Below are 23,248 nucleotides of genomic sequence, written 5' to 3'. Positions count from 1 at the left end.
GATGACAGACGAGATACCCTTCTGGAAAAGCAAGACCCTGGCGGAAATGAGCCCGTCGGAATGGGAAAGCCTTTGCGACGGCTGTGGCCTCTGTTGTCTCAACAAGCTCGAGGAGTGGGATAGCGGCGACGTCTATTTCACCTCGATCCGCTGCAAGCTGATGGACGGCGAAAGCTGTCGTTGCACCAGCTACCCGAACCGCTGGGATTTCGTGCCCGACTGCGTACAGTTGACGCCGGAGAAGGTTCCGGAACTGGAATGGCTCCCGCCCACCTGCGCCTATCGCCTCGTCAATGAGGGCCGGGATCTCTACTGGTGGCATCCGCTGATCTCGGGTGATCCGGAAACAGTGCATATCGCCGGTGTTTCCGCCCAAGGGCGCACCGTCAGCGAGAACGATGTCGATCTTGACGATTTCGAGGATTATGTCGTCGACTGGCCACTGACCATCGAGGATGACATGATGCCTAATCCTCCGGCAAAGCCATAGATTTCGACGCCACATTTCGCCAAGCCTGGCGCAAGAGCCTTTTAATCTCCTCGTTTCCGGCATCGCGATGGAAAAGTCGCGTCCATCCTTTCTGGCCCCAGCTGCCGGGCACAGCGGCGACATGCCTTGGCATGATGGCCGAAGCCATCTGCTGCTGGTCGGGCGTCAGCTTGACGACGCAGAAATCCGGTTCGCGAAGTGTCATGAAGATTTTGCCCCGCACGCGAAAGTCACGGGTGCCGAAATGCGAGCCCTCTGCCGTTTCAGGCAAGCCGAGGGCGAGGGATGCAAGCTCCTCGTCGGTCATGGCCGCGACAGTATCATCTCCTTCCATGCAGTAAATGGAGGCTTGAAAAGGGTGCGACCAAACGGTTCTACGACGAGATGGTGAGTTTATTGAATTGAGCCTGTCCACATGGTATCGCGCGATGCCCTCGCATATGCACAAGGAGCCGCCGCGTGATCCGTCATATCGTCTTCTTTACCGTTCCCGATCGCGCCAAGCTTGAGGAGGTCCGTTCCGGCCTCTCGATCCTCACGGCCATTCCGCATGCGCGGCTTTTGGAGATCGGCACGAACGTCAAGACCGATCAGCTCGGAACCGAAGTCGATCTTGTGGTCTACGGCGAATTCGACAACGAGGCGGCATTGGCGGCTTACAAGGCCCATCCGAATTACCAGCGCTCCATCGAGCGCGTTCGGCCGCTGCGCGAAATGCGCATTGCCGCAGATTACGAGACGGCGACGGCCGTCCGTGAACCTTTCTGAATGTCGGGCGCGGGGGCAGAACTATTTCCCGCCAGTCCTTTCAATGGATTGAGCATGCAAGCGGAATCGGATTGTCCGCGACCGGATTCTCGGCTTGAGGTTCTTGAATCAACTTTTGAAGCTCCGGACTCAATTTGAGAGGAAATCGCGGCAAGCGATTCAAAGGACTCAAGGAAATCATCACGCCTTATGCCGATAAGGCGTCTCCAGGCCAGTTGCATTGGTCACGGGAGGGCGCGGTTCATCTCGCCGACATGAACCGATGATAAGCAAGAATGATTAAAAATGGCTGAGCTGGCGGCTCCGCGCGTAGTGCTCGCGAAGCCGGGCATGCATCGGTCCACTCATATCGCCGATAGATTGTATCGATGCCGCGTTCTGAAGCGACAGACGGTTGCTGTCCTCACGCTGCAGCGGATCCACATTCAACAATTTCAAATGCTTAGAAAATCCTCTGGACGACCCCTGCGCCCGGCTGGCCGAAAATTACAGCCCATTCATTTGCCATTCAGACGTGTTTGGGTAAATAATCGGCCAAGTTCATATCCCTGTGGGAAGTCCGAAGCATGGCCTCATTTTCAAGCATAGCAGCAGCGGCCCTCGTCCTGGCCGGCTCGTCTGTTCTGCCGGCGCCAGCGCCGACGTCGACCCTGGTCGCGCGCGCCAACAGCGATTGCAGCGAGGCAGCCGAGGAAGTCGTCGCCAAGACCGGTGGCCAGCTTCTTTCCGCACAGCCGTCCGGCGACAGCTGCATCATCACCGTTCTCGTTCAGGGCAACGGGCAGCGCCCGCGCAAGGTGACGATGAAGGTGCCGATGTGATGCCAGGGCATGTGGGTACCAACCTAAAGCCTTGAATCTCACACAAAATCTTATTGTTTCCGTGATTCCACTGCAGCGTGATTTACAGTACTGTTTCTCGAACCGGGGAAATTGGATTCAGAGATGCGCATTCTCATAGTCGAAGACGATATCAACTTGAACCGCCAGCTTGCCGAGGCCTTGAAGGAGGCGGGCTATGTGGTCGATACGGCCTTTGATGGCGAAGAGGGGCATTTCCTCGGCGACACCGAACCTTATGACGCGATCATCCTCGATATCGGCTTGCCTGAAATGGATGGCATCACCGTGCTTGAAAAATGGCGCGGCGCCGGACGCACCGTGCCCGTTCTGATTCTGACCGCCCGCGACCGCTGGAGCGACAAGGTGGCAGGCATAGACGCGGGCGCGGACGATTATGTCGCCAAGCCTTTCCACGTCGAGGAAGTGCTTGCCCGCATCCGCGCGCTCATCCGCCGCGCCGCAGGCCACGCCTCTTCGGAAATCGTTTGCGGCCCGGTGCGGCTCGACACCAAGAGCTCGAAGGCGACCGTGGACGGCAAGCCGCTCAAGCTTACGTCTCATGAATATCGGCTGCTTGCCTATCTCATGCATCACAAGGGCGAGGTCGTCTCACGCACCGAACTGGTCGAGCATATGTACGATCAGGATTTCGACCGTGATTCCAATACGATTGAAGTTTTTGTCGGACGCCTTCGCAAGAAGATGGGCGTCGATTTGATCGAAACGGTCCGTGGCCTTGGTTACCGCATCCAAGCAGCGACCAATGCGAATTAAGTCGCTCACCGCTCGCGTCCTGCTGCTGACCACGCTTTGGTCGGCGGTGGCGCTGGTGGTGATCGGGCTTGTCATCTCCGATATCTACCGCAAGAACGCCGAGCGCGGCTTTCAGGATCTGTTGCGGGCGCAGCTCTATAACGTCATCAACTCCGTGACGATCGGTGATCAGGGTGCGCTGTCAGGCAGTCCGCAGCTTGGAGACCTCCGTTTCTCACAGCCGAAGACCGGCTGGTATTGGATAGTCGAGCCGCTCGGCACATATACGTCAAACCCCTTGGTTTCGTCGTCGCTCGGCGCGTCAAACCTGCCGGTTCTATCCGTGCTGGAAGCGCCTTTCGATAAGAATTACGAGCGCTATTATATCGTCACCGACGCCTTCGGAAATCGCGTTCAGGTGGCGGAAACCGAAATCCAGTTCGATACGGACCATGCGGCTCGGTTTCGCGTGACCGGCAATGTCGCCGTGGTTGAAGATGACGTGCGCAATTTCTCCCACAGCCTCTATTTCGCGCTCGTCGGCTTCGGCGTCGGAAGCTTGATCGTCAATGCGCTTGCCATTCTCTACGGTCTGAAGCCGCTCGATAAGGCGCGGGCCGCGCTGGAACGCATCCGCGCCGGTGAAAGCGAACGCCTGCAAGGCGATTTTCCGCGTGAGATCCTGCCGCTTGCCAATGAGATCAATGCGCTGATCGACAGCAACCGGCGTATCGTCGAGCGCGCCCGCATGCAGGTGGGTAATCTCGCGCACTCACTGAAAACGCCGATTGCGGTTCTTCTGAATGAATCCCGTGTCCTTGAGCGATCGCATGGCGATCTGGTGAAGAACCAGGCCGAGGTCATGCAGGGGCAAGTGCAATCCTATCTCAATCGTGCCCGCATCGCCGCCCAGCGCGAATCCGTGCTGGCGCGCACCGAAGCCGAGCCGGCGCTGGAGCGGCTGGTCCGCGTCATGCGGCGGCTGAACGCCGACAAGGAGTTCGAACTCTCCGTCTCGCCCAATCTGGCGCTCGCCATGGAGCAGCAGGATCTCGAGGAGACGGTCGGCAATCTCCTCGAAAATGCCGCTCGCTTTGCCGAACACAAGGTGCGTCTGGTTGCAAACGAAGCGCCCGCTGAAGTCAAGGGTATCGATCCGGCGCGGCGCCATTGGGTGGAACTGGTGGTTGAAGACGACGGCCCAGGGCTGGAGCCGGATCAGATCCGCGAAGCCATGAAACGCGGGCGCAGACTGGACGAGAGCAAGCCCGGCACCGGTCTCGGTCTGTCGATCGTCAGCGAGATTACGAATGAATATCAAGGCCGTTTCGAGCTCTCCCGGGGCAGCTGGGGCGGGCTTCGCGCGAGCCTAATTTTGCCGGGCCTGACGAAGGATGTTGCGTGAGGAACGGCATGATGCCAAAAAGGCGTTGTGGGTCATGATGATGCCGCAGCGCAGTACCTATGGTTTTGCTTTTTGATACTGGTTCGGTTGTATGAAGCTTCGTACCTTTTTTCTGGTCATTCCCTCTCTTTTTGCCGCGCTTGCGCTTTCAGGTTGCTCGACCACGGGCGGCCTCGGTGGCAGCAAGAGCCTGTTTTCGTCTGCGAAGCCTCCGGCCTCAGCGACCTTCATCAATGCTCTTGATGGTGGTATCGTCGAGCGCACCGGCATCAAGCTGAGCGACAACGACAAACAGCGTGCGCTGGAAGCGGAATATCGTGCCCTCGAAACCTCGCCTCTCGGCCAACCTGTGGCATGGAAGGGCAGGAATGCAAGCGGCGAGGTTGTTCCCGCTGCGCCCTACCAGGTTGGCTCGCAGAATTGCCGGCAATATACGCATACTGTCACGGTCGACGGCAAGCCGACGACAGCAAGGGGCGCGGCCTGCCGCAATGACGACGGCACCTGGACGCCGCTTGAATAGGCGTCTGCACTGAAAGGCGCGGCCAAACGCCTCAAATCTTCGTCAGATGGCCTTTCCCGGTTGGAATAAGCGCCCCGTTAAAGTATTGGGCGTCTATGCTGTTCTGGATTCTCGTGGCCGTTCTTACGGCGGTTGTCGGCGCTGTGCTCCTCTATCCCCTTCTGCGTGGTGCGAAGGAGGCGGAGGACCGTCGTTCCGGAGAGGCCGAGGTCTATCGCGATCAGCTCAGCGAACTGGACCGGGACCTTGCCAGCGGCCTCATCTCCGCGCAGGAGGCCGACTATGCCCGGGCCGAAATCGGACGGCGTCTCATCGCAGCCGCGAAGGACGAGAAGACGGCAGCGAAATCGCCCGCGCATGGCAGCTATCGTCTTGCCCAGGCCTTCATCATCATCCTTCTTCCGGCCGTTGGTCTCTGTCTCTATCTCGTCAATGGCGATCCCGGCCTGCCGTCGCAGCCGCTGGAAGCGCGGCTGGAGAAGCCGGGAAGCGATCTCGCCATCTCGATCGTCAAGATCGAGCAGCATCTGGCCAAGAACCCGGATGATGCCAAGGGCTGGGAGGTCCTGGCACCGATCTATTTCAAGACCAACCGTATCGGCGACGCCGAGCTTGCCTATCGCAATGTCATCCGCCTGCTGGGACCGAACGCAGCTCGGCTTGGCGATCTGGGCGAGGTGCTGGTCGTGAAGGCCAATGGCATTGTGACTGCGGAGGCGCGCGAGGTGCTACAGCAATCGCTGGCGCTCGATGCCACCAATCCGCGCACGCTTTTCTACCTGGCTCTGGCACTGGAGCAGGAGGGCAAGGCGGCCGATGCGAAAACGGCCTTTGAGGCCCTGGCAAAACAATCGCCGCCAGACGCACCCTGGCTTGCCGCGGTCAATGAGCATATCATCAAGAATGGCGGTCAGGCGATGGCATCCGCCAATGACAATGCACCCGGCAATCCGACCGCGGAGGATGTCGCTGCGGCCAATGCGCTGAGCAGCGGCGATCGCCAGCAGATGATCCGCGGCATGGTCGACAGCCTCGATGCCAAGCTCAAGCAAGATCCGAAGAATTTCGAGGGCTGGATGCGGTTGATCCGCTCCTACGCCGTGCTGAATGATCGGGAGCGCGCGGCGGATGCATTGAAGCGCGGTCTTGCGGCCTTTCCGGCCGATGGAGGAGAGGGCCAGCAGCTTCTGGCGCTGGCGAAGGAATTGGGACTGCCGACGGAGGTGACGCAGCAATGACCCGCAAGCAGAAACGTCTGGCCGTGATCGCCGGCGGCATGGGTTTCATCGCCGCCGCCGTGTTGCTCGTGCTGTTCGCCTTCAGCCAGTCGGTCGCCTATTTCTATATGCCGGCGGATCTCGCCAAGACACCGGTCAATGCCGGGACGCTGATCCGCCTCGGCGGCCTCGTCGGTGAAGGCTCGATCGTGCGCGGTCAGGGAACGCAGGTTCAATTCTCGGTCACCGACGGCACCGATACGATCAAGGTCAAGTATGATGGCATCCTGCCGGACCTGTTCCGCGAAGGGCAGGGCGTCGTCACCGAAGGCAAGTTCGAGCCGGGCAGTGACGTTTTCGTTGCCGACAGCGTGCTCGCCAAGCATGATGAACGTTACATGCCAAAGCAGGTCGCCGACAAGCTGAAGGCTGATGGCGTCTGGAAAGGCGAGGAGGCCAGCCAATGATCATCGAGCTCGGACACTATGCCCTGGTGCTGGCGCTCGCGACCGCGCTGATTGTCTCCATCCTGCCTGTCGTCGGTGCCCGGCGCGGGGACGTGTCGATGATGGATATCGCCCCGGTCGGCTCCATCGTCATGTTCCTGCTCGTCGCCTTCTCCTTCGGCGTGCTGACCTACGCCTATGTCGCCTCCGATTTCTCCGTCCTCAATGTCTGGGCCAATTCCCATTCGCTGATGCCGCTGATCTTCAAGATCTCCGGCGTCTGGGGCAATCACGAGGGATCGATGATGCTCTGGCTGCTGATCCTGGCCCTGTTCAGTGCGTTTGTCGCGCTCTTCGGGCGCAATCTGCCGGATGTACTGCGCGCCAATGTACTGGCTGTACAGTCGTGGATCTCCTCGGCCTTCCTTGTCTTCATTCTGCTCACCTCCAATCCCTTCATTCGGCTCAACCCGGCGCCGGCCGAGGGCAAGGATCTCAATCCCGTCCTCCAGGATATCGGTTTGGCGATCCATCCGCCCTTGCTCTATCTCGGCTATGTCGGCTTCTCCGTCTGCTTCTCCTTTGCTGTCGCCGCGCTTCTGGAAGGTCGCATCGATGCCGCTTGGGCACGCTGGGTCCGGCCTTGGACGCTCGCCGCCTGGAGCTTCCTGACGCTCGGCATCGCCATGGGCTCCTACTGGGCCTATTACGAGCTCGGCTGGGGCGGCTGGTGGTTCTGGGATCCGGTGGAAAATGCCTCCTTCATGCCCTGGCTTGCCGGAACGGCCCTGCTGCATTCGGCACTGGTCATGGAAAAGCGCGACGCCCTGAAGATCTGGACGGTGCTGCTGGCGATCCTGACGTTTTCGCTGTCACTGCTCGGCACCTTCCTCGTGCGTTCCGGCGTGCTAACCTCTGTCCATTCCTTCGCCAGCGATCCGACGCGCGGTATCTTCATTCTCTGCATTCTCCTGATCTTCATCGGCGGGGCTTTATCGCTTTTCGCGCTGCGTGCGCCGAAGCTTGCTGCCGGCGGATTGTTCGCACCGATCTCGCGCGAGGGGGCGCTTGTGCTGAACAACCTGATCCTCACGGTCGCCTGCGGCACGGTATTGATCGGCACGCTCTATCCGCTGGCGCTCGAAACACTGACCGGCGACAAGATCTCTGTCGGCCCGCCCTTCTTCAACATGACGTTCGGGCTGTTGATGACCCCGATCCTCATCGCTGTGCCATTCGGGCCGTTGCTCGCCTGGAAGCGCGGTGACCTGCTCGGCGCACTGCAGAGGCTCTATCTCGTGGCAGGCCTAGCCTTCCTGGCTGGCCTTGTTCTGTTTTACATCGAGCATGGCGGTCCCGTACTGGCCGCTCTCGGCCTTGCCGCCGGCTTCTTCCTGGCCTTCGGCGCCTTGGCCGATCTCTGGTATCGCGCCGGCGTCGGCAAGGTGGCGGCTGGTGTCGCCTGGCGCCGCTTGAGCGGGCTGCCTCGCTCTGCCTTCGGCACCGCGCTAGCCCATGCCGGCCTCGGTATCACCGTACTTGGCATCGTCGCTGTGACGACTTTCGAGGGAGAACACATCACCAGCATGAAGCCGGGCGAGACCGCCGAGCTTGGCGGCTACAGCCTGCGCTTCGATGGAGTGCAGCCGGGCGTAGGCCCCAATTTCACCGAGGATCGTGCCCATTTCACCGTCAGTCGCGGTGGGGTTGCCTTTGCCGAAATGTCATCCGCCAAACGCGTCTTTACCGCAAGCCGCACGGCGACCACCGAATCGGGCATTCTCACGCTCGGCCTCAACCAGCTCTATGTGTCGGTCGGCGATGCCGGCAAGGATGGCGGCATGGTCGTGCGCATCTGGTGGAAGCCGTTCATTCTTTGCATCTGGCTTGGCGCGCTCATCATGGCGGCCGGCGGCTTCGTGTCGCTCAGCGACCGCCGCCTGCGCGTCGGCGCACCGAGCCGTAAGGCGAAACCAGTTCGCCCGGCCATGGAGCCGGCAGAATGATAGGTTTGACTAATACCCCCTCATCCGCCCCTACGGGGCACCTTCTCCCCGAGGGGAGAAGGGGAAATTGCCGCTGTGGTGCCGGTATCGCACAAAAGCCAGTCGAGGAAGACTGCAGCGGTTTTCCCTTCTCCCCTCGGGGAGAAGGTGCCCGAAGGGCGGATGAGGGGGTATTGCGTGTTAAGAATAGCGGGGCCGGGAAGAAGGTAGCGGTGTTCGCGCGCCTGCTTATGTTGTTGGCATTGCTCTTTGCTGCGGCCCCTGCCTTTGCCGTCAATCCCGATGAAGTCCTCTCCGATCCGGCCTTGGAGGCACGGGCACGCACGATCTCGGCGGAGCTGCGCTGCATGGTCTGCCAGAATCAATCCATCGATGATTCCAATGCCGATCTTGCGCGGGACCTGCGCTTGCTGGTGCGCAAGCGCCTGACCGATGGCGACAGCGATCAGCAGGTGCTGGATTACATCGTCTCGCGCTACGGCGAGTTTGTGCTGCTCAAGCCGCGCTTGAGCGAGAAGACATACATCCTCTGGGGAGCACCGATCGTGCTCTTCGTAGCAGGCGGATTGGCCCTTGCCTTTTACGCGCGCCACCGCGTCGGCGAGCCCACCGGCAGCGCTTTGAGCGCCGATGAAGAGGCGCAGCTTAAAGATATCCTCGGAAAGTGACCCGACTGTCGTCTTTCGTCATAATGTTGCACCGATACCTTACATTACGAATTTTTCATGGGGCGGACAGTTCGTTGTAAGGTGCCGTGCCCTATATCTTCATTATGGCGCAACACAGCCGGTTTGGCCGGCGCAAATCTGACGAGAAAAGAGAAGGTAATTCGCATATGTTCAGGAATATCAAGGACACTTTGTCTCGCAGCACCGCTATGAAGGCTTCCGTCGTCGCCGGCCTCGCTGTTGCTGCCCTGGCAACGGGTGTTCCGGCCGTAGTTACCGGTGCCTATGCCGATGCCGTCAACGTTCAGGCGCCGCAGGTTCCGAGCTTTGCCAATGTGGTCGACGCCGTATCGCCGGCCGTCGTTTCGGTCCGCGTCGAATCCCGTGTCAATCCGGTTGCCGATGACGACGATTCCTTCGGTCTCGGCCGCGGCTTCGATGATCTTCCGGACGATCACCCGCTGAAGAAGTTCTTCCGCCAGTTCGAGCAGCAGCAGGGTCGCGGCCAGCAGCATGGTCAGAACCAGCAGAAGAATTCCGATGACAAGGGTCGCCTGCGTCCGGTCGCTCAAGGATCCGGCTTCTTCGTCTCCGAAGACGGGTACATCGTCACCAACAATCACGTCGTTTCCGACGGTGCCGCTTTCGTCGTCGTCCTCAATGACGGCACCGAACTCGACGCCAAGCTCGTCGGCAAGGATAGCCGCACCGACCTGGCAGTCCTGAAGGTCGATCCCAAGGGCAAGAAGTTCACCTATGTCGGCTGGGCCGATGATTCCAAGGTCCGCGTCGGCGATTGGGTCGTTGCCGTTGGCAACCCCTTCGGCCTCGGCGGCACGGTCACCGCCGGTATCGTCTCGGCTCGCGGCCGTGACATTCATTCCGGCCCCTATGACGATTACATCCAGATCGATGCGCCGGTGAACAAGGGCAACTCGGGTGGCCCGACCTTCAACCTCAACGGCCAGGTGGTTGGCATCAATACCGCGATCTTCTCGCAGTCAGGCGGCAGCGTCGGCATCGCCTTCGCAATCCCGGCGACCACCGCCAAGGATGTCGTGACCGACCTGATCAAGACCGGCACGGTTTCACGCGGCTGGCTCGGCGTTCAGATCCAGCCCGTCACGAAGGACATCGCCGAATCGCTCGGCCTTGCCGAAGCAAGCGGCGCTCTGGTCGTCTCCCCGCAGGATGGCTCGCCTGGCCAGAAGGCCGGCATCAAGAATGGTGACGTCGTCACGGCGGTCAATGGCGATCCGGTCAAGGACCCGCGCGATCTCGCTCGTCGCATCGGCGCCATGCAGCCAGGCTCCAAGGTTGAGGTTTCGCTGTGGCGCGGCGGCAAGTCGCAGTCGGTCACGGTCGAACTCGGCACATTGCCTGCCGATCAGAACCAGGCTTCCAATGACGACTCGCAGCCGGATCAGCAGCCGCAGCAGCCGTCCTCCGAGAAGGCGCTGGCTGACCTCGGCCTCACCGTCGGCCCTTCCGACGATGGCAAGGGTGTTGCGATCACCGCGGTCGATCCCGACTCCGATGCCGCCGACAAGGGCGTGAAGGAGGGCGAGAAGATTACCTCGGTCAACAACCAGCAGGTCTCGAACGCCGGCGATATCGCCAAGGTCATCGAGCAGGCGAAGAAGGATGGCCGCACGCGCGCCCTGTTCCAGATTCAGTCCGGCAATGGCAGCCGCTTCGTCGCTCTGCCGATTAATGCCGGTTGATCCTTTAAACGAATGAAATGAATCAGGAAGCCGCGCAGGCCACGGCTTGCGCGGCTTCCTTTTTAGAACATGTCAAGATGACTGGCTCCAAGGCAGGTGAAAGATGACAACCGCTGGCCAACATGCCGTGAATTCCTCCGATTCTGGTTGTGCCGAGGCAGCCTCGGCAGGTAATGTCGCCCATATGAAGATTCTGATCATCGAAGACGATCTCGAAGCGGCGGCTTATCTCACCAAGGCGTTTCGCGAGGCCGGCATCATTGCCGATCACGCGAGCGATGGCGAGAGCGGTCTCTTCATGGCCACTGAGAACACCTACGATGTCGCCATCATCGACCGCATGCTGCCGCGCCGCGATGGCCTCTCCGTCATAAGCGAATTGCGTCGCAAGGGCGTTCACACGCCGGTTCTGATCCTTTCTGCGCTCGGTCAGGTCGACGATCGCGTCACCGGCCTACGCGCCGGCGGCGACGATTACCTGCCGAAGCCCTATGCCTTCAGCGAGCTTCTGGCCCGCGTCGAAGTGCTAGGCCGCCGCAAGGGGACGCCGGAACAGGATGTTCTTTATCGCGTCGGCGATCTGGAACTGGACCGCCTCTCGCATGAGGTGCGCCGCGGCGGCAAGGAAATCCTGCTGCAGCCGCGCGAATTCCGTCTGCTGGAATATCTGATGAAGAATGCCGGCCAGGTCGTGACCCGCACCATGCTGCTGGAAAATGTCTGGGATTATCATTTTGATCCGCAGACAAACGTCATCGACGTCCATGTCTCACGGCTGCGCTCCAAGATCGAGAAGGATTTCAGCCAGCCGCTGCTGAAGACGATTCGCGGCGCCGGCTACATGATCAAGGACGAGGGATGAGCCGCTTCCGCGTCCTCTTCAAGTCCACCGCAGTCCGCCTTTCCGCCCTCTACATCCTTCTTTTCTCGCTTTGCGCCGCGACGCTCGTCTTCTACGTCACGGCCATGTCCGAACGGCTGCTGACGGGGCAGATCCGCGATGCAGTCCAGCAGGAGGTCAGTCAGGTCAAGCGCGCCTACGACATCGGCGGTCTGAACCTGCTTCTGCGCACTATGGAGCGCCGCGCCCGTCAGCCGGGTGCCAATCTCTATGTCATTGCCGGGCCATCGGGCGATATCCTGGCCGGCAACGTCGCCTCCGTACAGCCCGGTGTGCTCGGTCAGGCCGGCTGGACGGAGTTGCCCTTCTCCTACGAACGGTACACCGACGCCGCAAATGATCCGGAGCGCCGGCATCTGGCAATTGCCAACATTTTCATTCTCGACAACGGCTTGCGCATCCTGATCGGCCGCGACCTCGGCGAGCCCGAGCGCTTCCGCGTGCTGGTACGCCAGGCGCTGATGCTGGCGCTGGCGATCATGGGCCTCGGCGCACTGGTCATCTGGTTCGGCATCGGCCGCAACGCATTGAAGCGCATCGACCGGATGACGGATGCCAGCCGCAAGATCATGGCGGGCGATCTCTCGCAGCGGCTGCCGGTCGGTGGTTCCGGCGATGAGTTCGACCGCATGTCCGCCTCGCTGAATGCGATGCTCGAGCGCATCGAGAAGCTGAACGAAGGGCTGCGGCAGGTCTCCGACAATATCGCTCATGACCTCAAGACGCCGCTGACGCGCCTGCGCAACAAGGCCGCCGATGCGCTCGACAGTGCCGACAGCGAGGGGCGTCGTGTCGCCCTTGAGGGCATTATCGGCGAATCCGATCAGCTGATTCGCACCTTCAATGCCCTTCTGATGATTTCCCGCGTCGAGGCGGGGTCGGTAGCGGCGGAAATGACTGAAGTCGATCTCTCTTCCATCGTCGCCGATACCGCCGAACTCTATGAGCCGGTCGCAGAAGAGGCGGGTCTGACGCTGACGGCCGATATCGAGCCGAATGTCGAAATTCAGGGCAATCGCGAGCTGATCGGTCAGGCACTCTTCAATCTCATCGACAATGCCCTCAAATATGCGACGGGCTGCAACGGCGAGCAGACGATCACCTTCAAGCTGGCGCGCACCAACGACGCCGTGACGCTCGCGGTCGCCGATCATGGGCCAGGCATTCCCGCCCATCAACGTGCCGATGTGGTCAAGCGTTTCTTCCGTCTGGACGAAAGCCGCTCGAAGCCGGGAACAGGCCTCGGCCTTGCACTGGTGGAGGCTGTCATGGAGCTGCATGGCGGTCGGCTTGAGCTTTCCGATACGGTCCCCGACAGTCCCGACGCGAAGGGATTAACGGTCACCATGATCTTCCCCATGCAGAAACAATAGGTTAATCCTGCACTAGAGCCGGATGATTTTAGGTCGAAACGACCTGAAATCTGAATCCGCTCTAGCGTCAAAGAAGTAGAGCATGATGTTATCCGAAAACCGCTCATACTTTTCGGCATCATGCTCTATCCGCTTGCTGTTGGGGAGAACTGCATGACGACGCAAAGCGATTTGCTGCGGGATGTTCCGGCCGGGCAGTTGCGGCCGTTAAACCAGACGGAGACGAAGTCTGCGCTTGCCGATCTCAAGCAGATCGCCGGAACGGAGCCGGTCGTTGCCGATCTCGTTGCGGGCGAGAGTGCGTTGCGGGATTTCATCGTCGCCGCTCTGACCCTGTCCCCTCATTTGCGCGAAATCGCCAATCTCGAACCGTCGCTCCTCGTCGCCGCGATCGAGAAGCCGCTGTCGCCGCAAATCGAAGGGCTGGTGGAAGAGGCTCGCCGCGCCTGGCTGCCCGCGGATGGGGAAGGTGCCTCTCCTGCTGAATCTGAGGTAATGAGCCGTCTGCGCATTGCCAAACGCCGTGCGGCCTTCCTCGTTGCCCTTGCCGATCTCGCGCGCATCTATGACGGCAGGGTGACGACACGCTGGCTGAGCAGGCTTGCGGAGGCCTCCATCTCAGCGGCGATCGATCACCTGTTGCTGTCGTCGCACGAGGCCGGCAAGATCGTGGTTCCCGATCCCGCCGCCCCGAGCTGGAAATCCGGGTTGATCGTCCTCGGGATGGGCAAGCTCGGCGCCGAAGAGCTGAACTATTCCTCCGACATCGATCTGGTTGTCTTTTTCGACGAGACGGCAGGCATCGTGCCCGATCCCGATGATGCCATCGACATCTTCCCGCGGCTGATGCGCCGGCTGGTGCGCATCCTGCAGGAGCGCACGGCAGATGGCTATGTCTTCCGCACCGATCTCCGTCTGCGTCCCGATCCCGGCTCCACGCCGCTCGCGATCCCTGTGGACGCTGCGATGATCTATTACGAGGGCAGGGGGCAGAACTGGGAGCGCGCCGCCTTCATCAAGGCGCGTCCCGTCGGCGGTGATATCGCTGCCGGTCAGGCTTTCATCCGCGATCTCGTGCCCTTCGTCTTCCGCAAATATCTGGATTATGCCGCGATATCAGACATCCACTCCATCAAGCGGCAGATCCACGCGCATAAAGGGCACGGCGCCATCGCGGTCAAAGGCCATAACGTCAAGCTTGGCCGCGGCGGCATTCGCGAGATTGAGTTCTTCGTGCAGACGCAGCAGCTGATTGCTGGCGGTCGCATGCCGTCTCTGCGCAGCCGATCGACGGAGGAGACGCTTTTCGAGCTGACCGAGGCGAAGTGGATCGATGCGGAAACGCGCGACGAACTGGTGACGGCCTATTGGTTTCTGCGCGACGTCGAGCATCGCATCCAGATGGTGCGCGACGAGCAGACGCATCTGTTGCCGGAAACCGATGCCGAACTCCGCCGCATCGCCTACATGATGGGTTTTGCCGACGTGTCGGCTTTTTCCGAAACGCTGGTGACGACGTTGAAAGCCGTCGAGCGCCGCTATGCGCGCCTGTTCGAACAGGAAACCAAACTATCGAGCGAAACCGGCAATCTGGTCTTTACCGGCCAGGGCGACGATCCCGATACCCTGGAGACTCTACGCCGTCTTGGCTTCGATCGCCCGTCTGACATCGCCAACGTCATCCGCACCTGGCACTACGGTCGATATCGCGCGACGCAATCGGTAGAGGCACGAGAACGGTTGACGGAACTGACGCCGGAGCTGCTGCGAGTCTTTGGCGAAAGCAAGCGTGCCGACAAGGCTTTGTTGCGCTTCGACAGCTTCATTTCCGGCCTGCCGGCAGGCATACAGCTCTTCTCGCTGCTCGGGAACAATCCGGCGCTTCTCTCGCTCATCGTCAACATTATGTCGTCGGCGCCGCGACTTGCCGAGATCATCGCGGCCAAGCCGCATGTCTTTGACGGCATGCTGGATCCAACGCTGATGGCGGAATTGCCGACGCGCGACTATCTGGCAGAGCGCCTCCAGAGCTTTCTTGCCCCGGCACGGCATTATGAAGAGACGCTCGATCTCTTGCGCATCTTTGCCTCCGAACAGCGTTTCCTGATCGGCATTCGCCTGTTGACGGGTGCAATCGGCGGGGTCATGGCGGCACGCGCCTTTACTTATCTTGCCGATCTCATCGTTGAGGCGGCACTGGACGCCGTCATGAAGGAAATTCGGGCGGCGCATGGGGACTATCCCGGCGGGCGAGTTGCCATAGTCGGAATGGGCAAACTTGGCAGTTTCGAGCTCTCGGCTGGTTCCGATATCGATATCATCCTGCTTTACGATTACGACGACGCAGCCAGCGAATCCGATGGTCCGAAGTCGCTCGATGCCACGCGATATTTCACGCGTATCACGCAGCGCCTGATCGCGGCCCTCTCTGCACCGACGGCCGAGGGCGTGCTCTATGAGGTGGACATGCGCTTGCGTCCCTCCGGCAACAAGGGGCCGGTCGCCACGCGCATCAACTCCTTCGAGAAGTACCAGCGCGAGGAAGCCTGGACGTGGGAGCATATGGCGCTGTCGCGGTCGCGCCTGATCTGCGGCGACGAGAAGCTGGTGAACGATGCGGAGCGCGTCATAGGCGAGGTTCTTTCGACAAAGAGAGATGTCGCCAGGATCGCTAAGGATGTTCGCGAGATGCGTGCCCTGATCGAACAGGAAAAGCCGCCGGAAAGCATCTGGGATCTGAAACTGATCCCCGGCGGCCTGATCGATATCGAATTCATCGCGCAATATCTGCGGCTGATCGCGTCGGTTCGCGGCGTTGGCATCGATGCAAACGGCCTCAGCACCGCCGAAGCGTTGAAACTGCTCGGCGGCAGCCTGATGGATCGCAACGATCTGGACGTCTGCCTGGAAGCTCTGCAGCTCTATACGGAAGTGTCGCAGCTTATCCGCCTTTGCATCGATGGCCCGTTCGATCCGAAAAACACGCCTTCCGGCCTGATCGAGCTGGTTGGCCGCGCCGGCGATTGCCCGGATATCCGCACGCTGGAAGCGGAGCTGAAGCGCCTGTCGAAGGCCGTTCGGAAAGTATTCCAGACAACAGTCGGAAGCTGATCAGCTCTGATCCGGGATGCGGATTGCGATCACCGTGCCGATACCTTCGCGCGAGCGGATGCGCATGCGGCCTTGATGCAGCGCGGTCAGTGATCTGGAAATGGCAAGCCCCAGGCCGGAGCCTCCCTTGCTCTTGGCATATTGGCTCTGCACCTGTTCGAAGGGCTGGCCGATCTTGCTGAGCGCCGATTTCGGAATGCCGATACCGGTGTCGGCGATGACGAGCATGACGGCATCGTCGACCCTGCGTGTGCGAACCGCGATGCGGCCGCCGTCATTGGTGAATTTCACGGCATTGGAGAGCAGGTTTAGCACGATCTGCTTCATCGCCCGCCGGTCGGCATTGAGCTTGATCTCGGAGGAAATATCCTGCTCGACGAGAATGTTCTTCTGTGCGGCCGGAATGCGGGTGAAGCGCAGGCATTCCTCGATGAGCGGTGCGAGATTGATCCGCTCGCAGGAGAGCTTCATGTGCCCGGCTTCGATCTTCGACATGTCGAGAATGTCGTTGATGACGTTGAGCAGATGCTTGCCGCTGTCGTGAATGTCCTTGGCATATTCGTTGTAGCGGGCCGAGCCGAGCGGACCGAACATCTGGTCCTGCAAGATCTCCGAGAAGCCGAGAATGGCGTTGAGCGGCGTGCGCAGTTCATGCGACATGTTGGCGAGGAATTCCGATTTGGCCCTGTTGGCGGCTTCGGCGCGCTCCTTCTCGGCGAGATAATTGGCGTTGGCGGTCGAAAGCTCCGCCTTTTGCTTCTCCAGGATCTGCCGCGATGCGGAGAGATCGTTGATCGTCGCCATCAGCCGGCGCTCGGAGTCGCGAAGGCGCTCCTGATTGCGCTTGAGCTGTGTGATGTCGGTACCGACGGAGACAAGGCCACCGTCGCGGGTGCGACGCTCATTGATCTGCAGCCAGCGCTCGTCGGCAAGCTGGACTTCCGTCGTCTGCGAGTGGTTGGAGCGGCCGGGATCGACAATGCGGCGCTCGATGACCGGTCGCGCGGCAGCGGCATTGACGACGGCGCGTTCGGTGCCGGGAACGAGCACATTGTCCGGCAGGCCATAAGCCTGCTGGAAATGGGCGTTGCACATGACCAAGCGATCGTTTTTGTCCCACAGCACGAAGGCTTCGGAGGTGCACTCGATGGCATCGGCCAGCCGCTGGTCGGCTTCGGCATAGCGCTGCGCCAGCCGGTGCTGTTCGGTCACGTCCATCGCGATGCCGATCATGTGGACGCGGCCGGAATTGGTGCGGATTACCTGGGCGCGGGCGCGCATCCAGACATAATGCCCTTTGGCGTGGCGGATACGGAGGATCTGGTCCACCTGGCCGGCATTGCCGCGGGTGACTGTGCGGGCAAGCATATGCAGGCTGTTATCATCCGGATGCATCAGCCGTGCCGCATCCGTGAAGGCGAGTGGCTTGTCGGCGACCGGCAGCCCGAGCATGTCGTACATCGACCGCGACCAGAAGAATTGGCGGCTGGTGAAATCGAAATCCCAAAGACCGCAGCGCCCGCGCGACAGTGCGGTCTCGACCCGCAGGTTGGATTCGAGGAAGATTTCGTCGGCGTCCCGGGCGCGTTTCACCTGCGTATAATAGGCGTAGAGGATGACGAGCAGGATGGAGGATATGCCGGCAAACAGTGTGACGTTCAGCGTCAGCTCGTCGCGCCAGAGCTTGTCGATCTGATCCATCGATGCAGCCGACAGAATGAAATCACCCTTGTCGCCGATCAGGGAAATGGCTGCGTAGAAGGGCTCGCCGCCAATCATGGTCTCGATTACGCCGGCATGGTCGCCAAAACTGCGGATGGCCGTCACTTCGGGAAAGAAGTCGGAGACGAGCATTCCGATATAGCCTGAGCCGGCGGCCGATGAGCCGAACACCCGGCCGCTTGCCTGCACCAACAGGACGAAAGCACCGGTGTCCAGTCGATCCTGCGGCAGATAGGAGGCCAGTTTCCGTTCTGCGCCGCTGCGGTCTCCCGCCTGGAACAGGCTGGCGTCATTCGAAAAGGCGGCGGATGCGGCGGCGATGGAAAGAGAGGTCGTTCGGCGGGCGGCCGCCGCCATCCGGCTATGCTCCGTGATCATGCCGAAGAAATGCGATGCGGCAACGACCATAAGGAAGGAAACGATGAGGACGGGAATGATGCGCTTGAGAATATGCTCCGTCTGCGGAAAACGACGCGAAATCGTCTCCATCCGCACTCCGGTTCGATCGGTAACGCCGCTATGCCAGGATTTCAGACCGTCGAAATTAACACGCAGCCGTCCATCGGCCGCGGTTGCCCGCCGCACGTCCACCATCGCTTTAGCCTTGTCCCTCGTGTGATTCGCTGCGCCGCTCGCCCGAATCTGCCCTAATGAATCATTCGTGATTCGGCTTGTCCAGAGGGTGCGGTAAAACTTTCTTAACCATCTGCGATTTCAGCATATTTTGCACACGCAGCGGTAAGTTGCATGCTTTCGGGACTCGTTGAAGCTGAAAAGGCGGATGCAAATCAGCCCTCGAAATCGGCGCACCGGGCGATCGAAATCACTCCTTGAGGATACGTTCGACGATGTCGCGCACGTCGGTCGAAAGACCGCCTGCGCGCTCGATCCGCATCAGCGCCGCGCGGGCATGGTCGGCCCGCACCGGCTCCAACAGGCGCCAGGAGCGCATCGAAGTCAGGATGCGTGCCGCAAGCTGCGGATTGCGCTGATCGATTTCGAGGATCTCGTCGGCCAGGAAATTGTATCCGGCTCCATCTACGCGACCAAAGCCGGTCGGGTTCGCGAAGGCGAAGGTGCCGATCAGCGCCCGCACGCGGTTCGGATTGGTGCGCTTGAACAGCGGTGTCCCCATGAGCAGCCGAATGCGCTCCAGCGCGCCGGCGCCAGGAATCGCGGCCTGAATGGCGAGCCACTTGTCGATGACGAGCGCATTGTCTGCGAAGCGGTCGCGGAAATGCGCAAGCGCTGCCGCCGTCTCGGCAGCATCCGGGAAGCGCTGCGCCAGAATGGTCAGTGCCGCACTGAGATCGGTCATGTTGTTCGCCGCGTCATAGGCGGCCTTTGCTCTCGCTGGCGTCTCGTCCAGCTGCGAGAGATAGCTCAGTGCCGTATTGCGCAAGGCGCGGCGACCGGCGCTTGCCGAATCCGGGGTAAAGGGGCCGGACGTCTGCATGCTGTCATAGAGGGCGGTGAAGACATGCTTTCCAGCTTCCGCGACCCGCTTGATGATCGTCTGGCGCGCGGCGTGAATGGCATCGGGGTCGTTATTGCCGCCGAGTTCGCGGGCGATATCGGCCTCGCTGGGCAGGGCGAGTGCCTGAGCGCGGAATGCCGGCTCCAGGCTTTCGTCGGCTGCGGCTGCGAGCAGCGCCTCGGTGAAGGCAGAATCGCAAGTGATATCGGTGCCTTGGCGTATATCGCGCGCCGCCTGCAAGAGGTTCGGCAGGCCAAGATCGATCAGCGCCTGCCAGCGGGCGAAATGATCGGTCTCGTAGCGAGCAATCAGTGCAAGGTCCTGGGTGCTCTGGCTGAATTGCAAGTTGATCGGCGTCGAGAAGCTGCGATTGAGCGAAAGAACTGGCCGCGAGGGAATGCCGTGGAATGTCACGGTCTGCGCCTGCTTCGTCAGATGCAGGACATCGTCGGTGAGCTCTGCCCCGGTAACGGACGCGGGCGTGATGATCGTGCCGTCTTCGGCGAGCAAGCCCATGCGTAGCGGAATGTGCATCGGCTTCTTCACGGTCTGGCCCGGCGTCGCCGGCACCATCTGCTCGAGCGACAGGGTGAACGTCTTGGCATCGGCATCATAGGCGCCGGATGCCGTGACGAGCGGCGTGCCGGCTTGGTGATACCACAGCGAAAACTGTGTGAGATCGCGACCGCTGACATCCTCGAAACATCTGACGAAATCTTCGATCGTGACAGCCTGTCCGTCATGCCGATCGAAATAGAGGTCCATGCCCTTCTTGAAGAGATCGCGGCCGAGCAGCGTCGCGATCATGCGTGTGACTTCGCTGCCCTTCTCATAGACGGTCGTCGTATAGAAGTTATTGATTTCACGGTATGTCGTCGGCCGTACCGGATGGGCAAGCGGCCCGCTGTCCTCTGGAAACTGTTCCGACTTCAGGTGACGGACTTCGGCAATCCGCTTGACGGGACGCGAACGTTGATCGGCGGAAAACTCGTGATCGCGATAGACGGTCAAGCCTTCCTTGAGGCAGAGCTGGAACCAGTCTCGGCAGGTGATGCGGTTGCCCGTCCAGTTGTGGAAATATTCGTGGGCGATGATGGCTTCGATATTGGCGTAATCGGCATCGGTTGCCGTCTCGGGATCGGCCAGAACGTATTTGTCGTTGAAGACGTTGAGGCCCTTATTCTCCATCGCCCCCATGTTGAAGTCCGATACCGCGACGATCATGAAGATGTCGAGATCGTATTCGCGGCCGAACCGTTCTTCGTCCCACTTCATCGAGCGCTTCAGCGCATCCATGGCGTAGGTCGCACGCGGCTCCTTGCCGTGCTCGACATAGATCTTCAGTGCGACCTCACGGCCGGACATTGTGATGAACATGTCTTCGACGACACCAAGATCGCCAGCGACGAGCGCGAAGAGATAGCTCGGCTTCGGGTGCGGATCGAACCAGGCGGCGAAATGCTTGCCTTCACCATAGCCGGCGCCGCCGAGGAAATTGCCGTTCGACAGCAGCAGCGGATTGGCGGCCTTGTCGGCGATGATGTTGACCGTATAGGGGGCGAGAACATCCGGCCGGTCGGGGAAATAGGTGATACGGCGGAAGCCTTCGGCCTCGCACTGCGTGCAATAAATGCCGCCGGTGCGATAGAGACCCATCAGCTGCGTGTTGGCTTCCGGGTTGATCACGGTCGTGATCGTCAGCTCGAAGGGCGTGCTTTCCGGCAGATCGCGAACCGTGAGGCTTTCAGGCGTGGCGTCATATTGCGCGACAGGCAGCTCCGCCTGATCGAGCAGCAGGCCGGAGAGCAACAGCTCGTCGCCATCGAGCACCAGGGGTGCCTTGGGATCGATACCTTCGCGCCGATGGAAGATCAGCCGTGCCTCCACTTTGGTCTCGGTCGGATGCAGATCGAAGGTGAGGTCCACGCGTTCCAGAACGAAGTCGGTGGGACGATAGTCTGCCAGATTGACGATCTGGCCGGTGTCTGTGCGCATGGTCTATCCTGATCAGGCTATGCTGTGGCGGGCACAGTCCGAAGCCCTCCTCCGGACTGAAAGTGCCGCATCATTACACCGAAATCTGAACCAAAGTTAAAGTCATATCGCAATGCCGATATGTTTTGTTATGGCACAATAAGTATTCGCTCGCCGAGCGGCTCTCGATTCAGCTATTCGAATAAAAAGTGGTAGCTCTACGCCTGCATTTGCAGACCGACAGTGCAATTGCTACCATAACGTTCCGGTGGATCATCATGACTGCATTGCTGTTGGATGCAGGCCGTTACGGTCGGGAAACAATAATTTAAAGTAAATTATTTGTTTAACCCCTTGCGATATAAAAGCGCTTGCATAACTATAGCATGCTATTAGATGTCGGAATTATGATCGATTCCGATAGTTTTGTTCACAAAAATGAAACATCCACTTTCTGTTGCTTTTAAGAAGGGCACCCCAGGAGGCCCGATTGAGTTTTCCCATCGAGCAACTTGCTCGTCATCCCAAGTTCGTAGCATCCTTGAGCTTTCTCTCTGAGACATTGCGTAACCGTTATGATAGCGGCCCGAGGGTTGCGCGCATGCTCGCCTCACATCAGCGCTGGCTTCTGACCCAGGCCGCCTATGCGCTTCATCTTGAATATGATCCGGGGATTCCGGGCTCGGGGCTGACCGTTGTTGCCCTGCGCAACCTCATCACGCATTACCGCATCGCCAGCCGCAACACGGTCCTGAGCTTCATCGAGGAACTGCTGACCTATCGCTTCCTGGAGTTGGCTCCAGGTCCTGCCCGCCGTCCGCGCCGCTACGTGCCGACCGAAATCAGCTATACGGCGATGTTCGGCTGGTATCTCGCCAATCTGGCCGCGCTCGATCTCCTTGACAATGGCAGCCGCGCAGCCGCGCTAGTGGCTTCGCCGATGCTGATGGATCTGGCACAGCCGCGCATGACCCGCAATTGTCTGGCCGCCGACATCTGGCGCGAACCGCCGGAAAGCGTAGGCCTATTTCTCTGGACGGAATCCGGCGGTCTTGTTGTCGATCATATCGTGTCAAGGCTGGATCTCAGTGGAGAAGTCGGCGATCGAATCGATATCGGCCATGTCGATGCCCGCGCTCTCGCCGCGCATTTTATGATATCGCGTACCCATTTGCAGCGTATCCTGCGTAAATCTGCCGACCGCGGAGACATCGGCTGGCATGATGAACCCAAGAAGACGCGTATGTGGATATCGCGCAATTTTCTCGATCAGTATTGCGGATGGCAGGCCGTAAAATTGGCGGCGGTCGATGAGGCCTTCGCCTGGGCGCGGTCCGCATAGAGGGCAGGGCTCTCTCGGAACTGCCCGTTCAGCCCGAGCCGTTGATCAGGCAGAGTAATTCTGCCTGATCAAAGCGGAATGCTGGTCGCGACGATCCGGGCAGCGCTTGTGCTGCGGCACTCGTCCTTGTGAAAATTGCGTGCGCGCTCGAATTCCTCGGCGGCCCGCACCGCAGAGCCGATATGGCCGACGGAATCGAGCAGAGCGATGAATGAACGCAAACCTGAAGACATGATGGAAATCCCGATACTTGAACGTTACGCTGGATCGCCCGGCAATTCGCGCCCGCAAGTCAGCAGGCGCGGAAATCGGCGAAAATTGCCGTCGGGCGGCTGATGCGAGCCGAGATGCCGGTGCCTCGTGCGGTCATCTGCTCATTGGCAGCAATGCCGAGATTGCGATGGCCGTTTATGGCGCGCACGGGCTCGATGGCGCGGCGCAGGGTATCAAACCCGCAGTGAATAGGGCGAAAACGTGCAGTCATTGCCTTGGTTCCTTTCGAATTC

The 23,248-nt window shown here is 60.2% G+C and carries 20 protein-coding genes; 15 read left to right on the top strand and 5 right to left on the bottom strand.

Annotation, left to right across the window (positions count from 1 at the left end):
- Position 1 precedes the first annotated feature (1 nt).
- Entirely contained in the window at positions 2-490 is a 489-nt protein-coding gene (locus tag GDN47_RS13175; protein ID WP_113330850.1) for a YcgN family cysteine cluster protein, read from the top strand.
- Here the strand turns inward: GDN47_RS13175 and GDN47_RS13170 are convergent.
- Positions 468-797 (bottom strand): MmcQ/YjbR family DNA-binding protein, encoded by a 330-nt coding sequence (locus GDN47_RS13170; RefSeq protein ID WP_113330800.1) that lies wholly within the window; start codon positions 795-797, stop codon positions 468-470. The two genes, GDN47_RS13175 and GDN47_RS13170, sit on opposite strands and share 23 nt — an antisense overlap.
- Before the next feature lie 152 nt (positions 798-949).
- On the opposite strand from GDN47_RS13170, the gene GDN47_RS13165 reads away from it, so the two are divergent.
- From GDN47_RS13165 to GDN47_RS13105, 13 genes are all read left to right on the top strand, one after another.
- On the top strand, positions 950-1,258 hold the full coding sequence (locus GDN47_RS13165; RefSeq protein WP_113330801.1) for a Dabb family protein: 309 nt from the start codon (positions 950-952) through the stop codon (positions 1,256-1,258).
- A 566-nt stretch (positions 1,259-1,824) separates the two neighbouring features.
- The gene (locus GDN47_RS13160; RefSeq protein ID WP_075852053.1) at positions 1,825-2,079 is read left to right on the top strand and encodes a hypothetical protein; all 255 of its coding nucleotides are present in this window, start codon (positions 1,825-1,827) and stop codon (positions 2,077-2,079) included.
- 123 nt (positions 2,080-2,202) lie between these two features.
- Positions 2,203-2,874, top strand: a complete 672-nt coding sequence (locus tag GDN47_RS13155) for a response regulator transcription factor (protein WP_113330802.1) — start codon at positions 2,203-2,205, stop codon at positions 2,872-2,874.
- The gene (locus GDN47_RS13150) at positions 2,864-4,258 is read left to right on the top strand and encodes an ATP-binding protein (RefSeq protein WP_113330803.1); all 1,395 of its coding nucleotides are present in this window, start codon (positions 2,864-2,866) and stop codon (positions 4,256-4,258) included. Before GDN47_RS13155 ends, GDN47_RS13150 begins: the two co-directional genes overlap by 11 nt.
- Positions 4,259-4,349: 91 nt before the next feature.
- A complete protein-coding gene (locus tag GDN47_RS13145) occupies positions 4,350-4,781 on the top strand; it encodes an RT0821/Lpp0805 family surface protein (protein ID WP_113330804.1) in 432 nt (143 codons plus the stop codon).
- 95 nt (positions 4,782-4,876) lie between these two features.
- Positions 4,877-6,019 carry a c-type cytochrome biogenesis protein CcmI gene (gene ccmI, locus GDN47_RS13140; RefSeq protein WP_152093533.1) on the top strand — a complete coding sequence of 381 codons (1,143 nt, stop codon included), beginning with the start codon at positions 4,877-4,879 and terminating at the stop codon, positions 6,017-6,019.
- Complete coding sequence (ccmE, locus tag GDN47_RS13135) at positions 6,016-6,465, top strand: cytochrome c maturation protein CcmE (protein WP_095434308.1); 450 nt, start codon at positions 6,016-6,018, stop codon at positions 6,463-6,465. Before ccmI ends, ccmE begins: the two co-directional genes overlap by 4 nt.
- Positions 6,462-8,450, top strand: coding sequence for a heme lyase CcmF/NrfE family subunit (locus GDN47_RS13130; protein ID WP_152093532.1), 1,989 nt, complete (start codon positions 6,462-6,464; stop codon positions 8,448-8,450). The genes ccmE and GDN47_RS13130 overlap by 4 nt, the downstream gene beginning before the upstream one ends.
- 212 nt (positions 8,451-8,662) lie before the next feature.
- The gene (locus GDN47_RS13125; RefSeq protein WP_152093531.1) at positions 8,663-9,118 is read left to right on the top strand and encodes a cytochrome c-type biogenesis protein; all 456 of its coding nucleotides are present in this window, start codon (positions 8,663-8,665) and stop codon (positions 9,116-9,118) included.
- Between the two features lie 167 nt (positions 9,119-9,285).
- A complete protein-coding gene (locus tag GDN47_RS13120; protein ID WP_113330810.1) occupies positions 9,286-10,842 on the top strand; it encodes a Do family serine endopeptidase in 1,557 nt (518 codons plus the stop codon).
- A gap of 103 nt (positions 10,843-10,945) precedes the next feature.
- Complete coding sequence (locus tag GDN47_RS13115) at positions 10,946-11,704, top strand: response regulator transcription factor (protein ID WP_069616091.1); 759 nt, start codon at positions 10,946-10,948, stop codon at positions 11,702-11,704.
- A complete protein-coding gene (locus tag GDN47_RS13110) occupies positions 11,701-13,116 on the top strand; it encodes a sensor histidine kinase (RefSeq protein WP_113330811.1) in 1,416 nt (471 codons plus the stop codon). Before GDN47_RS13115 ends, GDN47_RS13110 begins: the two co-directional genes overlap by 4 nt.
- A 153-nt stretch (positions 13,117-13,269) precedes the next feature.
- Positions 13,270-16,227: a bifunctional [glutamine synthetase] adenylyltransferase/[glutamine synthetase]-adenylyl-L-tyrosine phosphorylase gene (locus tag GDN47_RS13105; RefSeq protein ID WP_152093530.1), complete on the top strand. Its 2,958-nt coding sequence runs from the start codon at positions 13,270-13,272 to the stop codon at positions 16,225-16,227.
- On the opposite strand, the gene GDN47_RS13100 is transcribed toward GDN47_RS13105, so the two are convergent.
- Both GDN47_RS13100 and pepN read right to left on the bottom strand, forming a co-directional pair.
- Positions 16,228-18,543, bottom strand: coding sequence for a PAS domain-containing sensor histidine kinase (locus GDN47_RS13100; RefSeq protein ID WP_113330813.1), 2,316 nt, complete (start codon positions 18,541-18,543; stop codon positions 16,228-16,230).
- Between the two features lie 229 nt (positions 18,544-18,772).
- On the bottom strand, positions 18,773-21,421 hold the full coding sequence (pepN, locus tag GDN47_RS13095; RefSeq protein WP_152093529.1) for an aminopeptidase N: 2,649 nt from the start codon (positions 21,419-21,421) through the stop codon (positions 18,773-18,775).
- 469 nt (positions 21,422-21,890) lie between these two features.
- Here pepN and GDN47_RS13090 point away from each other — a divergent pair, with 469 nt between their 5' ends.
- Complete coding sequence (locus tag GDN47_RS13090) at positions 21,891-22,742, top strand: hypothetical protein (protein ID WP_113354032.1); 852 nt, start codon at positions 21,891-21,893, stop codon at positions 22,740-22,742.
- Between the two features lie 68 nt (positions 22,743-22,810).
- Here GDN47_RS13090 and GDN47_RS32000 read toward each other — a convergent pair whose 3' ends face one another.
- Together GDN47_RS32000 and GDN47_RS13085 are read right to left on the bottom strand one after the other, a co-directional pair.
- The gene (locus GDN47_RS32000) at positions 22,811-22,975 is read right to left on the bottom strand and encodes a hypothetical protein (protein WP_168192546.1); all 165 of its coding nucleotides are present in this window, start codon (positions 22,973-22,975) and stop codon (positions 22,811-22,813) included.
- A gap of 59 nt (positions 22,976-23,034) precedes the next feature.
- On the bottom strand, positions 23,035-23,226 hold the full coding sequence (locus GDN47_RS13085) for a hypothetical protein (protein ID WP_092710297.1): 192 nt from the start codon (positions 23,224-23,226) through the stop codon (positions 23,035-23,037).
- Positions 23,227-23,248 lie beyond the last annotated feature (22 nt).

This window comes from Martinezella dioscoreae, from assembly GCF_009176305.1.
Classification (GTDB): Bacteria; Pseudomonadota; Alphaproteobacteria; order Rhizobiales; family Rhizobiaceae; genus Rhizobium; species Rhizobium dioscoreae.
This window is presented reverse-complemented; position numbering and strand designations above follow the sequence as displayed.

Excerpts from the sequence above, each read along its gene's own strand:
- GDN47_RS13150 (WP_113330803.1), top strand. The coding sequence starts at position 2,864 with ATGCGAATTAAGTCGCTCACCGCTCGCGTCCTGCTGCTGACCACGCTT.
- GDN47_RS13145 (WP_113330804.1), top strand. The coding sequence starts at position 4,350 with ATGAAGCTTCGTACCTTTTTTCTGGTCATTCCCTCTCTTTTTGCCGCG.
- GDN47_RS13110 (WP_113330811.1), top strand. The coding sequence starts at position 11,701 with ATGAGCCGCTTCCGCGTCCTCTTCAAGTCCACCGCAGTCCGCCTTTCC.
- ccmE (WP_095434308.1), top strand. The coding sequence starts at position 6,016 with ATGACCCGCAAGCAGAAACGTCTGGCCGTGATCGCCGGCGGCATGGGT.
- pepN (WP_152093529.1), bottom strand. The coding sequence starts at position 21,421 with ATGCGCACAGACACCGGCCAGATCGTCAATCTGGCAGACTATCGTCCC.
- GDN47_RS13155 (WP_113330802.1), top strand. The coding sequence starts at position 2,203 with ATGCGCATTCTCATAGTCGAAGACGATATCAACTTGAACCGCCAGCTT.
- GDN47_RS13085 (WP_092710297.1), bottom strand. The coding sequence starts at position 23,226 with ATGACTGCACGTTTTCGCCCTATTCACTGCGGGTTTGATACCCTGCGC.
- GDN47_RS13100 (WP_113330813.1), bottom strand. The coding sequence starts at position 18,543 with ATGGTGGACGTGCGGCGGGCAACCGCGGCCGATGGACGGCTGCGTGTT.
- GDN47_RS32000 (WP_168192546.1), bottom strand. The coding sequence starts at position 22,975 with ATGTCTTCAGGTTTGCGTTCATTCATCGCTCTGCTCGATTCCGTCGGC.
- GDN47_RS13170 (WP_113330800.1), bottom strand. The coding sequence starts at position 797 with ATGACCGACGAGGAGCTTGCATCCCTCGCCCTCGGCTTGCCTGAAACG.
- GDN47_RS13130 (WP_152093532.1), top strand. The coding sequence starts at position 6,462 with ATGATCATCGAGCTCGGACACTATGCCCTGGTGCTGGCGCTCGCGACC.
- GDN47_RS13175 (WP_113330850.1), top strand. The coding sequence starts at position 2 with ATGACAGACGAGATACCCTTCTGGAAAAGCAAGACCCTGGCGGAAATG.
- GDN47_RS13120 (WP_113330810.1), top strand. The coding sequence starts at position 9,286 with ATGTTCAGGAATATCAAGGACACTTTGTCTCGCAGCACCGCTATGAAG.
- GDN47_RS13115 (WP_069616091.1), top strand. The coding sequence starts at position 10,946 with ATGACAACCGCTGGCCAACATGCCGTGAATTCCTCCGATTCTGGTTGT.
- ccmI (WP_152093533.1), top strand. The coding sequence starts at position 4,877 with ATGCTGTTCTGGATTCTCGTGGCCGTTCTTACGGCGGTTGTCGGCGCT.
- GDN47_RS13105 (WP_152093530.1), top strand. The coding sequence starts at position 13,270 with ATGACGACGCAAAGCGATTTGCTGCGGGATGTTCCGGCCGGGCAGTTG.
- GDN47_RS13160 (WP_075852053.1), top strand. The coding sequence starts at position 1,825 with ATGGCCTCATTTTCAAGCATAGCAGCAGCGGCCCTCGTCCTGGCCGGC.